Below are 14,938 nucleotides of genomic sequence, written 5' to 3'. Positions count from 1 at the left end.
TCCGGGCTCCATAGGGCGGAGTGCCAGGTAACGCCTGGGAGGCGTGAGCCTACGGAAAGTGCCACAGAAAATAACCGCCTAAGCGCTTCGGCGCCGGTAAGGGTGAAAAGGTGCGGTAAGAGCGCACCGCACGACTGGTAACAGTTCGTGGCTAGGCAAACCCCACTCGGAGCAAGACCAAATAGGGTTCCATTGGCGTGGCCCGCGCTGGAACCGGGTAGGTTGCTAAAGGCGTCCAGTGATGGCCGTCGTAGAGGAATGACTGTCCTCGACAGAACCCGGCTTACAGATCGACTCTCCACCTTTTTTATCCCCGCAAGGCCTCGTAGTCGAATACCCCCGCATATCGTTCCGTCTAGCTTCGCTTCCTGAACACCCCGGTTAATGCCGAAACGGTCTTACTCTTAAGAAGTTACTTTAACTTCTACCTCCATGTGATTGCGCACGCTTATTTTTTCCTCGAAAACCTCATGTTTCGCCTTAACTCTGGCCCCCGTTTTGTTCGCTAAATTGCCGATCCGTAAGGGTTTTTCCCGATCGACGCGCCTTGACGCTTGGGTCCGCCCATTCCTATAGTGTGCGCCAGTGGCATGAAGTGGCACAAAGTGGGTTTTTCGGCAGGGATAGCTAAACAATAGTGGGGAAACAAGACCTTGTTTCGCGGAGCTAATGCCATCTCTCTCGACGCCAAAGGGCGACTCGCGATGCCAAGCCGGTATCGGGATGAGCTCGTCTCGAGATCGGCCGGCCAGCTTATCGTCACTATCGACGCCGTTGACCCCTGCTTATGTGTGTATCCGCTGCCCGAGTGGGAGCTGATCGAGGCCAAACTGCGTGAATTGCCATCCCTGCGTGATGAAACCCGTCGCCTGCAGCGCTTGTTGATCGGTAACGCGGTCGACCTGGAGCTGGATGCCAGCGGGCGTTTTCTGGTGCCGCCGCGGCTACGTGAGTACGCCGGACTGGACAAACACGCGATGCTGGTCGGGCAATTGAACAAATTCCAATTGTGGGACGAGGGTGCCTGGAACGCGGTGGCTGAAGCGGACCTGGCGGCCATTAAACAACCGGGCGGTTTGCCCGCCGAATTGCGTGATCTGATTCTGTGACCATGACCCCGACGTTCCGCCATATCACCGTGCTGCTCGACGAAGCGATCGAGGCGTTGGCGATCCGCCCGGACGGCTGCTACCTGGACGGCACCTTCGGGCGCGGCGGGCACAGCCAATTGATTCTCCAGCACCTGGGGCCCGACGGTCGTTTGCTGGGGTTCGACAAGGATCCCCAGGCGATCAGCACGGGAAATGCGTTGGCGGCCGAGGATGGCCGCTTTGTCGTTGTGCAGCGCAGTTTTGCCGAGTTGGGCGAGGAATTGGCCGCACGGCAGATGGCCGGCCAGGTGTCCGGCATTTTGCTGGACCTGGGGGTGTCTTCGCCGCAGCTGGACGATGCCGAGCGCGGCTTCAGCTTTCTCAATGATGGACCGCTGGACATGCGCATGGACCCGTCACGCGGGGTCAGTGCTGCGCAGTTTATCGCCAGCGCCGAAGAACACGAAATCGCCCGCGTCTTCAAGGAGTACGGCGAGGAGCGTTTTGCCAAGCGTATGGCCCGCGCCGTGGTGCTGCGTCGCAGCGAGCGCCCGTTCGAGCGCACCGCCGATTTGGCGGAAGTGCTGAAGGTGGCCAACCCCGCCTGGGAGAAGGGCAAGAACCCGGCCACCCGCGCGTTCCAGGGCCTGCGTATCCATGTCAACAACGAGCTCGGCGACCTCGAGCGCGGCCTGGAGGCGGCGCTGGCGGCCCTGGACGTCGGTGGACGCCTGGTGGTGATCAGCTTCCACTCGCTGGAGGACCGCATGGTCAAGCTGTTTATGCGCCGGCATTTCAAGGGTGAAGCTGACACCTTGCCGCGTAACCTGCCCGTACGCCATGTGGCGTTCGAGCCACGCCTGCGCCTGCTGGGCAAGCCGCAGTTCGCCTCCGAGGCCGAGCTCAAGGCCAATCCGCGCTCGCGCAGCGCCGTCATGCGGGTCGCGGAGAAATTGCGTTGATGCGGCCAGGGGTCAAGTCCATGCCAGCGGGCAGCCTGTTAATGCTGCTGCTGTTCCTAGCTGTCCTGCTGTCGGCGATCGCGGTGTCCTACAGCGCGCACTGGAACCGTCAGTTGCTCAACGCCCTGTACGCCGAGCTGAGCGTGCGCGACAAGGCGCAGGCGGAATGGGGGCGGCTGATTCTCGAGCAGAGCACCTGGACGGCCCATAGCCGGATCGAGACCCTGGCCACCGAGCAACTGAAAATGCGCATTCCCGATCCGGTGGACGTGCAGATGGTGGCGCCATGATGAAGCTCGAGGGCGCGCTCTACCCTTGGCGTTTTCGACTGATCCTGGTTCTGCTGGTCGGCATGGTCGGCGCCATTGCCTGGCGCATCGTCGACCTGCAGGTGATCGACCATGACTTCCTGCAGGGCCAGGGTGATGCGCGCAGCATGCGGCATATCTCGATCCCGGCGCACCGCGGGCTGATCACCGATCGCAACGGTGAACCGCTGGCCGTCAGCACCCCGGTGTTGACCCTGTGGGGCAATGGCAAGGAGCTGCAAGCGGCGCGCGCGCAGTGGCCGGCACTGGCTGCGGCCCTGGGGCAGGAGCCGGCAGCCTTTATCCAGAACCTGGAAAAAAATGCCGGCCGCGAATTTTTCTACCTGGTCCGTGGCTTGACCCCGGAGCAGGGGCAGGTCGCCCTCGACCTGAAATTGCCGGGGGTCTACAGCATCGAGGAGTTTCGCCGCTTCTATCCCGCCGGCGAAGTCACCGCGCACGTGGTCGGCTTTACCGATATCGATGACCGCGGTCGCGAAGGCATGGAGCTGGCGCTGGATGAGTGGCTGGCCGGCGTGCCCGGCACCCGCCAGGTGCTCAAGGATCGGCGAGGGCGCCTGATCAAGGACGTCCAGGTGACCCAGAACGCCAAGGCTGGCAAGGCCCTGGCGCTGTCCATCGACCTGCGGTTGCAGTACTTGGCGCACCGCGAACTGCGCAATGCCCTGGCTGAATCGGGCGCCAAGGCGGGCAGCCTGGTGATGCTCGACGTCAAGACTGGCGAGGTGCTGGCGATGGTCAACCACCCGACGTACAACCCCAATAACCGGCGCAACCTGCAGCCGGCGATGATGCGCAACCGCGCCATGATCGACGTGTTCGAGCCTGGCTCCACGGTCAAGCCCTTTTCGATCAGCGCGGCCCTGCAAACCGGACGCTGGAAACCCACCGACAAGGTCGACGTCTACCCCGGGACCTTGCAGATCGGCAAGTACACCATTCGCGATGTGTCGAAGAACGAGGGGGTGCTCGACCTCACCGGTATCCTGATCAAGTCGAGCAACGTCGGCATCAGCAAGATCGCCTTCGACATTGGCGCTGAGTCCATCTACGGCGTGATGCAGCAAGTCGGCCTGGGTCAGGACACGGGGCTGGGCTTTCCGGGCGAACGCGTGGGCAACCTGCCCAATCACCGGATCTGGCCCAAGGCCGAGACCGCCACGCTGGCATACGGTTATGGCCTGTCGGTGACTGCCGTGCAGTTGGCGCACGCCTACGCCACCTTGGCCAATGGCGGGCGTAGCGTGCCCCTGACCCTGACCCGCGCCGACGAACGCCTGCCCGACGGGGTTCAGGTGATTCCCGAGGAGGTCGCCAAGACCGTGCAAGGCATGTTGCAACAGGTGGTGGAGGCACCCGGTGGGGTGTTCCGCGCCAAGGTGCCGGCCTACCACGTGGGCGGCAAGAGCGGCACCGCGCGCAAGGCCACCGTGGGCAGCAAGGGTTATACCGCCAACGCCTACCGTTCGCTGTTCGCCGGCTTCGCGCCGCTGAGCAACCCGCGCATCGCCCTGGTGGTGGTGCTCGACGAACCCAATTCCAGTGCTTATTACGGTGGTCTGATTTCAGCGCCGGTGTTCGGTCGGGTCATGGCCGGCGCCTTGCGCCTGATGAATATCGCCCCCGATAACCTGCCGCCGCCGGTCGAGCCCGCCGCGGTGGCCGCCGTGACCGCTCAGGGAGTGACGCGCTGATGCCCATGCCGCTCAATCAATTATTGCCCGAAGCCGAGAGCGCGGTGCTGATCCGCGAACTGACCCTGGACAGCCGCAAGGTGCGCCCAGGCGATCTGTTTCTGGCCGTGCCCGGCGGCCGTCAGGATGGCCGCCTGCACATTGCCGATGCCATCGCCCGTGGCGCGGCCGCGGTGGCCTACGAGGCGCAAGGCGCCCAGCCGATCCAGGCCGAGGGCGCGGCCTTGCTCGCGCTGAAAAACCTCGGCGGTCAGCTCTCGGCCATCGCCGGGCGTTTCTATGGCGAGCCGAGCCGCGGCTTGCACCTGGTCGGCGTGACCGGCACCAACGGCAAGACCAGCGTCAGCCAGTTGCTGGCCCAGGCGCTGGACCAGCTGGGCGAACGGTGCGGCATAGTCGGGACCCTGGGTACCGGCTTTCACAACGAACTGGCCCTGGGCCTGCACACCACCCCGGACCCCATCGGCGTGCAAGCGGTGCTGGCGAACCTCAAGCAGGCCGGTGCACGCGCCGTGGCCATGGAGGTGTCGTCCCATGGCCTGGAGCAGGGCCGTGTCGCGGCGCTGGCCTTCGATGTGGCGGTGTTCACCAACCTGTCGCGCGATCACCTGGACTACCACGGCTCGATGCAGGCCTACGCCGCCGCCAAGGCCCAGCTGTTCGCCTGGCCGGGTTTACGCTGTCGGGTGCTGAACCTGGACGACGACCTGGGCCGGCAGCTGGCGCAGGACGAGCAGCCCTCGCGCCTGATCACCTACAGCCTGGATGACCAGCGTGCCTACCTGTATTGCAAGGCGGCCAGTTTTGCCGACGACGGCATCCGCGCCACCCTGGTCACCCCCCAAGGCGAAGGCAACCTGAGAAGCCCGCTGCTCGGTCGCTTCAACCTGAGCAACCTGCTGGCGGTGGTGGGTGCCTTGCTCGCCATGGACTATCCACTCGACGAAATCCTCCGCCTGCTGCCCACCCTGCAGGGGCCGGCCGGGCGCATGCAGCGCCTGGGCGGCGGCCAGCAACCGCTGGTGGTGGTCGACTATGCGCACACCCCGGACGCCCTGGAAAAAGTCCTCGGCGCCTTGCGTCCGCATACCCGTGGCCGCCTGCTGTGCCTGTTCGGGTGTGGCGGCGACCGTGACCGCGGCAAGCGACCCTTGATGGCGCAAGTGGTCGAACGCCTGGCCGATGGCCTGCTGGTCACCGACGACAACCCGCGCAGCGAAGCGCCTGAGCAGATTTTCGAGGATATCCGCGCCGGCCTGCACGCCCCGCAAAGCGCCCTGTTTATGCAGGGTCGCGGTCAGGCCATCGACCATCTGATCACCAGTGCGGATGCCGCCGATGTGGTGGTGCTGGCCGGCAAGGGCCACGAGGACTACCAGGAAATCGGCGGCGCCCGCCAGCCGTTTTCCGACCTGGAGCAGGCGCGCCAGGCCCTGGCACGCTGGGAGGCGACCCATGCTTAAGGCGTTGCGGCTCAGTCAGGTCGCGGCCGCCCTCGAGGGGCAGGTGCTGGGCGACGACGTGGCGTTCTCCGCGGTCAGCAGCGACAGCCGGGCCCTGCAGCCCGGGCAACTGTTTGTCGCCTTGAGCGGTCCGCGTTTCGATGGCCATGACTATCTGGCGCAGGTGGCCCGCAGCGGCGCGGCCGCCGCGCTGGTCGAGCGCGCGGTTCCCGAGGTGGATGTGCCCCAGCTGCGGGTGGCCGATACCCGCGTGGCGCTTGGTCGCCTGGCCGCGTTGAATCGCCAGGCCTATACCGGCACCCTGGCTGCCGTGACCGGTTCCAGCGGCAAGACCACCGTCAAGGAGATGCTCGCCAGCATCCTGCGCGCGGCGCACGCCGGCCGTGAGGCGGCGGTACTGGCCACCCGCGGCAACCTGAACAACGAACTGGGGGTGCCGCTGACGCTGCTGGAGCTGGGCCCCGAGCATGCCGCCGCAGTGATCGAGCTGGGCGCCTCGCGGGTCGGCGAAATCGCCTACACCGTGGGCCTGACCCGGCCGCAGGTGGCGATCATCACCAATGCCGGCAATGCCCATGTTGGCGAATTCGGTGGGCCGGACAAGATCGTCCAGGCCAAGGGCGAGATTCTCGACGGTCTGGACCCGGCCGGTGTGGCGGTGCTCAACCGCGACGACCCGGCGTTCGAGCTCTGGCGCGCCCGGGCCGGTACCTGCCGTGTGCTGAGTTTCGCCTTGCACGACCGTGCCGCCGACTTCCAGGCCCATGAACTGAGTCGTGACGCGCGCGGCTGCCCGGGCTTCACCCTGCAGGGGCCGGCCGGAGAGGTGCGCGTCCAGCTTAACCTTTTGGGTCTGCACAATGTCGCCAATGCCCTGGCTGCCGCCGCCGCCGCCGCGGCCCTGAATGTGCCATTGGTCGCCGTGCAGGTCGGACTCGAGCGTTTGGCACCGGTCAAGGGCCGCGCGGTAGCCAGCCTGGCGGCCAATGGCGTGCGGGTCATCGATGACAGCTATAACGCCAACCCGGTGTCGATGTGCGCCGCTGTCGATATACTGGCCGGCTTTTCCGGTCGCACCCTGCTGGTGCTCGGCGATATGGGCGAGCTGGGCGAGTGGGCGGAACAGGGCCACCGGGATGTGGGGGCTTATGCCGCCGGCAAGGTCGATGCCTTGTATGCGGTAGGGCCCCTGATGGCCCATGCCGTGCGCGCATTCGGCCCCGCGGCGCGGCACTTCGCCGACCAGGCCAGCCTGATTCAGGCCCTGGGCTCGGAACAAGGCGATACCACCATTTTAATCAAGGGTTCGCGCAGCGCGGCGATGGAACACATCGTCGCGGCCCTCTGCGCCACCCCGCGGGAGATTCACTAATGCTGCTGCTGCTGGCGGAGTATCTGCAACAGTTCCACAAAGGCTTCGCGGTCTTCCAGTACCTGACCCTGCGCGGCATCCTCGGTGTGCTGACCGCGTTGTCGCTGTCGCTGTGGCTGGGCCCCTGGATGATCCGCACCCTGCAGATCCGCCAGATCGGCCAGTCGGTGCGCAACGATGGACCGCAGTCGCACCTGTCCAAATCCGGCACCCCGACCATGGGCGGTGCGTTGATTCTCTCGGCGATCACGATCAGTACCCTGCTGTGGGCCGACCTGGAAAACCGCTATGTCTGGGTGGTGCTGGGTGTCACCCTGCTGTTTGGCGGCATTGGCTGGGTCGACGATTACCGCAAGGTGATCGAGAAGAACTCCAAGGGTCTGCCCAGTCGCTGGAAATACTTCTGGCAGTCGGTGTTTGGTCTGGGCGCCGCGACCTTCCTTTACCTGACCGCCCCCAGCGCCGTCGAGACCACGCTGATCCTGCCGATGTTCAAGGATTTCAGCCTGGAGCTGGGCCTGGGCTTCGTGGTGTTGAGTTACTTCGTGATCGTCGGCTCGAGCAACGCGGTCAACCTGACCGACGGCCTCGATGGTCTGGCGATCATGCCAACGGTGATGGTCGGCGGCGCGCTGGGGATCTTTTGCTACCTCTCGGGCAACGTGAACTTTTCCGACTACCTGCTGATTCCCTATGTGCCGGGCGCCGGTGAGCTGATCGTGTTTTGCGGCGCGCTGATCGGTGCGGGGCTTGGTTTTCTCTGGTTCAACACCTATCCGGCCCAGGTTTTCATGGGCGATGTCGGTGCCCTGGCCCTGGGGGCGGCGCTGGGTACCATTGCGGTGATCGTGCGCCAGGAAGTGGTGCTGTTCATCATGGGCGGGGTGTTCGTGATGGAAACCCTGTCGGTGGTGATCCAGGTCGCCTCGTTCAAGCTGACCGGCAAGCGGGTGTTTCGCATGGCGCCGATCCACCATCATTTCGAATTGAAAGGCTGGCCCGAGCCCCGGGTCATCGTCCGCTTCTGGATCATCACGGTGATCCTGGTGCTGTTCGGTCTTGCCACCCTGAAGTTGAGGTAAGCGCGCGTGTCCCTGATCGCTTCGGATCATTTTCGTATCGTCGTCGGCCTCGGGAAGAGTGGGCTGTCGCTGGTGCGTTTTCTCGCGCGGCAGGGCGTGCGATTTGCCGTGGCCGATACCCGCGAACAGCCGCCGGAACTGGCCAGCCTGCGTCGTGACTACCCCGAGGTGGAAGTGCGTTGCGGCGCGCTGGACGTCGACTTCCTCTGCCGTGCCGACGAGCTGTATGTCAGCCCGGGCCTGGCCTTGAGCAACCCGGCGTTGCAGGCCGCGGCGCAGCGCGGGGTCAAGTTGTCCGGTGACATCGAGCTGTTCGCCCGCCATGCGCGGGCGCCCATCATCGCCATCACCGGCTCCAATGCTAAAAGCACCGTCACCACCCTGGTGGGTGAGATGGCCGTGGCGGCCGGCAAGCGCGTGGCGGTAGGTGGCAACCTCGGTACCCCGGCCCTGGACCTGCTGGACGACGACGTCGAACTCTATGTACTCGAACTGTCCAGTTTCCAGTTGGAAACCACCGACCAGTTGAACGCCGAAGTGGCCACCGTGCTGAACGTCAGCGAAGACCATATGGACCGCTACAGCGGCCTGCCGGCGTATCACCAGGCCAAGCACCGGGTGTTCCGCGGGGCGCGCCAGGTGCTGGTCAATCGGCAGGACGCGCTGTCGCGGCCGCTGGTGGGCGAACAGGTACCTTGCTGGACCTTCGGCCTGAACAAGCCGGATTTCAAGGGTTTTGGCCTGCTCGAGGTCGAGGGTGAAAAACACCTGGCCTTCCAGTTCGAACCGCTGCTGGCGGTGCGCGAGCTGAAAGTGCGTGGTGCACACAACCAGGCCAACGCCTTGGCTGCCCTGGCTCTGGGACACGCCGTCGGTCTGCCGTTCGCACCGATGCTGCAGGCGCTGCGGTCCTTTACCGGCCTGGCGCACCGTTGTCAGTGGTTGCGTGAGCACCAGGCGGTGGCCTATTACGACGACTCCAAGGCCACCAACGTCGGCGCGGCGCTGGCGGCCATCGAAGGCCTGGGCAGCGATATCGACGGCAAGCTGCTGTTGATCGCCGGTGGCGATGGCAAGGGCGCGGATTTTGCCGCCCTCAAAACGCCGGTACAGCGTTTCTGCCGGGCGGTACTGCTGATCGGGCGGGATGCCGAGCGCTTGGCCGCGGCCCTCGGGGACCAGGTGCCCTTGGTCCGTCTGGACAGCCTCGAACAGGCCGTGCAGGCCGCCGCGCAACGGGCCCAACCGGGTGATGCGGTGTTGTTGTCGCCGGCCTGCGCCAGCCTGGACATGTTCAAGAATTTCGAAGAGCGCGGCCGCTTGTTCGCCGCTGCGGTGGAGGCGCTCGTCTGATGCTGACCTTCCTGCGCCCCAACCCATCGCCCTTGTTCAGCCGCCGTGGCCTGGACCTCGACTTTCCGTTGTTGGCCGGCTGCCTGGCGTTGCTCGGGTTGGGCCTGGTGATGATCACCTCCGCCTCGTCCGAGGTGGCCGCGGTGCAGACCGGCAATCCGCTGTACCACATGATCCGTCACCTGCTTTACCTGGTGATCGGCCTGGTCGCCGCCGGCGTGGTGCTGATGATTCCCCTAGAAACCTGGCAGCGTCTGGGTTGGCTACTGCTGCTCGGGGCCTTTGGCTTGCTAGTGCTGGTGCTGATCCCCGGGATCGGTCGTGAAGTGAACGGAGCGATGCGCTGGATCGGCTTCGGCGCCTTCAACGTGCAACCGTCGGAGATCGCCAAGGTCTTCGTGGTGATCTACCTGGCCGGTTACCTGGTGCGGCGTCAGGCTGAGGTGCGGGAAAGTTGGGGCGGATTCTTCAAGCCTTTTGTGGTGCTGCTGCCCATGGCCGGCCTGTTGCTGATGGAGCCCGATTTCGGCGCTACCGTGGTGATGATGGGCGCGGCGGCCGCCATGTTGTTCCTCGGCGGCGTCGGTCTGTTCCGTTTCGCCCTGATGGTGTCCCTGGCCATCGGCGCGGTGGTCATCCTGGTGCAGGCGCAGCCCTATCGCATGGCGCGCCTGACCAACTTCACCGATCCCTGGGCAGACCAGTTCGGTGCCGGCTACCAGCTCAGCCAGGCCTTGATTGCCTTTGGTCGCGGCGAGTGGTTTGGCGTCGGCCTGGGCAACAGTATCCAAAAGCAGTTTTACCTGCCCGAAGCCCATACCGACTTCGTGTTTTCGGTGCTAGCCGAGGAGTTGGGCCTGGTCGGTGCGTTGGCGACCGTCGGCTTGTTCCTGTTCGTCTGCATCCGCGCGCTGTACATCGGCCTGTGGGCGGAAAAGGCCAAGCAGTTCTTTGCCGCCTACGTCGCCTACGGACTGGCATTTCTCTGGGTGGGCCAGTTCCTGATCAATATCGGGGTGAACACCGGGCTGCTGCCGACCAAGGGCCTGACGCTGCCGTTCCTCAGTTACGGCGGCAGTTCGCTGGTGATCTGCTGCGTCAGCCTGGCGCTGCTGCTGCGTATCGAATGGGAGCGGCGTACCCAGTTGGGCAGCGAGGACGTCGAGTTCGTCGAGTCCGATTTCATCGAAGACGAGTCGCCCTCCCACCTGGCCGCCGAGAAGGAGCCGCACTATGGGCGGTAATGTACTGATCATGGCCGGCGGTACCGGTGGCCATGTGTTTCCGGCGTTGGCCTGCGCCCTGGAGTTCAAGGCGCGCGGCTACAGCGTGCATTGGCTGGGCACGCCCCGTGGCATCGAGAACGAGCTGGTGCCACAGGCGGGTTTCCCGTTGCACCTGATCCAGGTCAGCGGCTTGCGTGGCAAAGGCAAGCTGGCGCTGCTCAAGGCGCCCCTGCAGTTGCTCAAGGCGCTGTTCCAGGCGTGTCGGGTGATGCGAGAGCTGCAGCCGGTCTGTGTGCTCGGCATGGGCGGTTATGTCACCGGCCCCGGCGGCCTGGCCGCGCGCCTGAACGGCGCGCCACTGATCATCCATGAGCAGAACGCGGTAGCCGGTACCGCCAACCGCAGCCTGCGGCCCTTCGCCCAGCGGGTCTGCGAAGCCTTTCCGAACACCTTTCCCGCCAGCGCCAAACGGCGCACCACCGGCAATCCGGTGCGCGAGGAGCTGTTTCTGGAAACCCCCCGTGCGGCCTTGGCCCGCCGTCGGCCTCGGCTGCTGGTGCTGGGCGGCAGCCTGGGCGCCGAGCCGCTCAACCAGCTGCTGCCCGCGGCGCTGGCCCAAGTGTCGGCCGAGCTCTGTCCGGAAGTCTTCCACCAGGCCGGCAAGCAGCACGACGGAATCACCGCCGAGCGTTATCGCGAGGCCGGGGTGCAGGCGCGGGTCGCTCCCTTTATCAAGGACATGGCGGCCGCTTATGCCTGGGCCGACCTGGTGGTCTGCCGTTCCGGCGCGCTGACCGTCAGCGAGCTGGCGGCAGCCGGCTTGCCGTCCTTTCTGCTGCCGTTGCCCCATGCCATCGACGATCACCAGACCCATAACGCCGCTTATCTCGCCCGGGACGGCGCGGCCGTCCTGCTGCCACAACGCTCCACTGACGCGGCCACGCTGGCCGCGCAGCTGACCGAGGTGCTGATGCAACCTGAACGACTGATCCATATGGCGGGCATTGCCCGCAGCCTGGCCAAACCTGACGCCACCCGATGCGTCGTCGACACCTGCCTGGAGGTCGCCCGTGGTTGAGCGTCAGAAAGCCATGGCGCAGCCTGAGATGCGCCGCATTCGCCGTATCCATTTCGTCGGCATCGGTGGCGCCGGCATGTGCGGTATCGCCGAGGTGTTGTTGAACCTGGGGTATCAGGTTTCGGGCTCGGACCTCAAGGCGTCGGCCGTGACCGAGCGCCTGGAAAATTTCGGTGCCACGGTGTTCGTCGGCCATCGCGCGGAAAACGCCGAGCAAGCCGATGTGCTGGTGGTGTCCAGCGCGATCAACACCGCCAACCCGGAAGTCGCCAGTGCCCTGGAGCGGCGCATTCCGGTGGTGCCGCGCGCCGAAATGCTGGCCGAGTTGATGCGCTATCGCCACGGCATCGCGGTCGCCGGCACCCATGGCAAGACCACCACCACCAGCCTGATCGCCTCGGTGTTCGCCGCCGGCGGCCTGGACCCGACCTTCGTCATCGGTGGCCGGTTGAATGCCGCCGGCACCAATGCCCAGCTCGGAACCAGCCGCTACCTGGTGGCCGAGGCCGATGAAAGCGACGCCAGTTTCCTGCACCTGCAGCCGATGGTCGCCGTGGTCACCAACATCGACATGGACCATATGAGCACCTACGAAGGGGACTTCAATAAACTGAAGAAAACCTTCGTCGAGTTTTTGCACAACCTGCCGTTCTATGGCCTGGCCGTGGTCTGCGTGGACGATCCGGTGGTGCGCGAGATCCTGCCGCAAATCGCCCGGCCGACCCTGACCTACGGCTTGGATACCGACGCCGATGTGCGCGCCATCAATATCCGCCAGGACGGCATGCTGACCCATTTCACCGTGCTGCGTGCCGGCCATGCCCCGCTGGATATCTCGGTCAACATGCCTGGCAACCACAATGTGCTCAACGCCCTGGCCACCATCGCCATCGCCACTGACGAAGGCATCGCCGATGCCGCCATCGTCCAGGGCCTGTCGCAGTTCCAGGGCGTCGGACGGCGCTTCCAGGTCTACGGGCAGCTGCCGGTGGACGGCGGTAGCGTGATGCTGGTCGACGACTACGGCCACCATCCACGCGAAGTGGCGGCAGTGATCAAGGCGGTGCGCGGTGGCTGGCCGGACCGGCGCCTGGTGATGGTTTACCAGCCGCACCGCTTCAGTCGTACCCGTGACCTCTACGAGGACTTCGTGCAGGTGCTGGCCGAAAGCAACGTATTGCTGCTGATGGAAGTCTATCCGGCCGGTGAAGAGCCGATTCCCGGCGCCGACAGCCGTAACCTCTGCCACAGCATCCGGCAACGGGGGCAACTTGACCCGGTCTACATCGAGCGGGGTGTCGACCTGGCGCCGCTGGTCAAGCCACTGCTGCGTGCCGGCGACATCCTGCTGTGCCAAGGTGCCGGCGACATCGGTGGCCTGGCGCCGCAGTTACTGCAGAGCCCCTTGTTCGCTCCACGGGCGGAGGGCGCGGTATGACCCAGGCGCATTTCGACCAGCTGCATTCCACGCTGGCGCCCGCCGCCTTCGGCCGGGTCGCGGTCCTGTTCGGCGGCAAGAGCGCCGAGCGCCCGGTCTCGCTCAAATCCGGCAACGCGGTGCTGCAGGCCTTGCAGAGTGCCGGCGTCGATGCCTTCGGCCTCGATGTGGGCGACGACCTGCTGCAGCGCCTGGCAAGCGAGCGCATTGACCGCGCCTTTATCGTGCTGCACGGTCGCGGCGGTGAAGATGGCAGCATGCAGGGTTTACTCGAGTGCCTGGGCATTCCCTACACCGGCAGCGCGGTGCTGGCCTCGGCCCTGGCCATGGACAAGCTGCGCACCAAGCAGGTCTGGCAGAGCCTCGGCCTGTCGACCCCGCGCCATGCGGTATTGGCCAGCGTCGACGATTGTCTTGCCGCCGCCAGGGAACTGGGGATGCCGTTGATCGTCAAACCGGCCCATGAAGGTTCCAGTATCGGCATGGCCAAGGTGCATGACATCGAACAGTTGATCAGCGCCTGGCAGGCCGCCAGCGTCTACGACGCCCAGGTGCTGGTCGAACAGTGGATCCAAGGGCCCGAGTTCACCATCGCCACCCTGCGCGGTCAGATATTGCCGCCGATCGGCCTGGGCACGCCGCACGCCTTTTATGACTACGACGCCAAGTACCTGGCCTCCGATACCCAGTACCACATTCCCTGTGGCCTGGCGCCGGACAAAGAAGAAGAACTGCGCCAGCTGACCGCTCGCGCCTGCGAGGCCGTGGGTATCCGCGGCTGGGCGCGGGCCGATGTGATGCAGGACGCCGACGGACGTTTCTGGCTGCTGGAGGTCAACACCGTGCCCGGCATGACCGACCACAGCCTGGTGCCCATGGCGGCCCGTGCCGCCGGACTGGACTTCCAGCAACTGGTGCTGGCGATCCTGGCCGATAGCGTGGAGGCACGAGCTTAACCATGCGCGCTCCCGTCCGCCCTCAAACCTCGGTTCCCGGCCGTGCTCCCGCACGCAAGCCGGTGCCGCGGGGCGCGAGCCGGATGGTGGCCAAGGAGCCGCTGGCACAGCGGCTGCCAAAGCCCAGCGGGGCGGCGTTCAAGCGCCTGGGCTGGCCGCTGTTGCTGGTGGTGCTGGGGTTTGCCGCCTATGAATTGGCGCAGCGGGTACTGCCCTATGCCGATCGACCGATCGCCAAGATCAGCGTGCAGGGTGATTTGAGCTACATCAGCCAGCAGGTGATTCAGGCCCGTATCGCCCCTTACGCGGCGGCCAGCTTCTTCAGTGTCGACCTGGCCAGCATGCGCGCCGAGCTGGAGGCCATGCCCTGGATTTCCAGCGCCGAGGTGCGCCGGGTATGGCCCGACCAGGTGCTGATTCGCCTGGAAGAACAACTGCCCATCGCCCGCTGGGGCGACGAGGCACTGCTGAACAACCAGGGGCAGGCGTTCGCCCCACGTGACCTCAGCCATTACGAACATCTGCCCAAGCTGTCCGGGCCGCAGCGTGCCCAGGAGCGGGTCATGCAGCAGTACCAGGTACTTAGCCAGATGCTGCGGCCGCTGGGGTTTTCGGTGGCGCGCCTGGAGTTGCGTGAACGCGGCAGCTGGTTCCTGTCCACCGGACCGGACAGCACGGGGCAGAGCATCGAGCTGCTGCTGGGCCGCGATCACCTGATGGAAAAGATGCGCCGTTTTATCTCCATCTATGGCAAGACCCTGAAAGAACAGATCGCGAATATCGCGCGCATCGATCTGCGTTACGCCAACGGCCTGGCCGTTGGCTGGCGTGTACCGGTGACGCCCCCGGTGGCGGATAAACCCGCCACCGTGCAGTGAACGAGGAGAAGGCAGG

13 protein-coding genes and 1 other RNA gene are annotated in these 14,938 nt (G+C 65.3%); all 14 read left to right on the top strand.

All coding sequences use genetic code 11. The features are described from left to right. Positions 1–302: RNase P RNA component class A (gene rnpB / locus ABWY06_RS18840), an RNA gene on the top strand; the annotation flags it as partial. 351 nt (positions 303–653) lie between these two features. After that, entirely contained in the window at positions 654–1,109 is a 456-nt protein-coding gene (mraZ, locus tag ABWY06_RS18835; protein WP_353927110.1) for a division/cell wall cluster transcriptional repressor MraZ, read from the top strand. Between the two features lie 2 nt (positions 1,110–1,111). Then, positions 1,112–2,053 (top strand): 16S rRNA (cytosine(1402)-N(4))-methyltransferase RsmH, encoded by a 942-nt coding sequence (rsmH, locus tag ABWY06_RS18830; RefSeq protein ID WP_353927109.1) that lies wholly within the window; start codon positions 1,112–1,114, stop codon positions 2,051–2,053. Beyond that, positions 2,050–2,343 (top strand): cell division protein FtsL, encoded by a 294-nt coding sequence (gene ftsL, locus ABWY06_RS18825; RefSeq protein ID WP_353927108.1) that lies wholly within the window; start codon positions 2,050–2,052, stop codon positions 2,341–2,343. The genes rsmH and ftsL overlap by 4 nt, the downstream gene beginning before the upstream one ends. After that, complete coding sequence (locus ABWY06_RS18820) at positions 2,340–4,076, top strand: peptidoglycan D,D-transpeptidase FtsI family protein (protein WP_502948226.1); 1,737 nt, start codon at positions 2,340–2,342, stop codon at positions 4,074–4,076. Before ftsL ends, ABWY06_RS18820 begins: the two co-directional genes overlap by 4 nt. Next, positions 4,076–5,539, top strand: coding sequence for a UDP-N-acetylmuramoyl-L-alanyl-D-glutamate--2,6-diaminopimelate ligase (locus ABWY06_RS18815; RefSeq protein ID WP_353927107.1), 1,464 nt, complete (start codon positions 4,076–4,078; stop codon positions 5,537–5,539). Before ABWY06_RS18820 ends, ABWY06_RS18815 begins: the two co-directional genes overlap by 1 nt. Further along, a complete protein-coding gene (locus ABWY06_RS18810) occupies positions 5,532–6,911 on the top strand; it encodes a UDP-N-acetylmuramoyl-tripeptide--D-alanyl-D-alanine ligase (RefSeq protein ID WP_353927106.1) in 1,380 nt (459 codons plus the stop codon). The genes ABWY06_RS18815 and ABWY06_RS18810 overlap by 8 nt, the downstream gene beginning before the upstream one ends. Next, entirely contained in the window at positions 6,911–7,993 is a 1,083-nt protein-coding gene (gene mraY, locus ABWY06_RS18805; protein ID WP_353927105.1) for a phospho-N-acetylmuramoyl-pentapeptide-transferase, read from the top strand. Before ABWY06_RS18810 ends, mraY begins: the two co-directional genes overlap by 1 nt. Positions 7,994–7,999: 6 nt before the next feature. Beyond that, positions 8,000–9,346, top strand: coding sequence for a UDP-N-acetylmuramoyl-L-alanine--D-glutamate ligase (murD, locus tag ABWY06_RS18800; protein WP_353927104.1), 1,347 nt, complete (start codon positions 8,000–8,002; stop codon positions 9,344–9,346). Next, a complete protein-coding gene (ftsW, locus tag ABWY06_RS18795; RefSeq protein WP_353927103.1) occupies positions 9,346–10,590 on the top strand; it encodes a putative lipid II flippase FtsW in 1,245 nt (414 codons plus the stop codon). The genes murD and ftsW overlap by 1 nt, the downstream gene beginning before the upstream one ends. Further along, entirely contained in the window at positions 10,580–11,650 is a 1,071-nt protein-coding gene (murG, locus tag ABWY06_RS18790) for an undecaprenyldiphospho-muramoylpentapeptide beta-N-acetylglucosaminyltransferase (protein ID WP_353927102.1), read from the top strand. The genes ftsW and murG overlap by 11 nt, the downstream gene beginning before the upstream one ends. A gap of 13 nt (positions 11,651–11,663) precedes the next feature. Then, positions 11,664–13,088, top strand: coding sequence for a UDP-N-acetylmuramate--L-alanine ligase (gene murC, locus ABWY06_RS18785; RefSeq protein WP_353927112.1), 1,425 nt, complete (start codon positions 11,664–11,666; stop codon positions 13,086–13,088). After that, entirely contained in the window at positions 13,085–14,044 is a 960-nt protein-coding gene (locus ABWY06_RS18780; RefSeq protein WP_353927101.1) for a D-alanine--D-alanine ligase, read from the top strand. Before murC ends, ABWY06_RS18780 begins: the two co-directional genes overlap by 4 nt. A 2-nt stretch (positions 14,045–14,046) precedes the next feature. Further along, complete coding sequence (locus tag ABWY06_RS18775) at positions 14,047–14,922, top strand: cell division protein FtsQ/DivIB (RefSeq protein ID WP_353927100.1); 876 nt, start codon at positions 14,047–14,049, stop codon at positions 14,920–14,922. The last annotated feature ends 16 nt before the right edge of the window (positions 14,923–14,938 follow it).

Source organism: Pseudomonas sp. (assembly GCF_040514055.1).
Classification (GTDB): Bacteria; Pseudomonadota; Gammaproteobacteria; order Pseudomonadales; family Pseudomonadaceae; genus Aquipseudomonas.
Note: the sequence above shows the minus strand (reverse complement) of the source record. Positions and strands in the feature narration are given on the sequence as shown.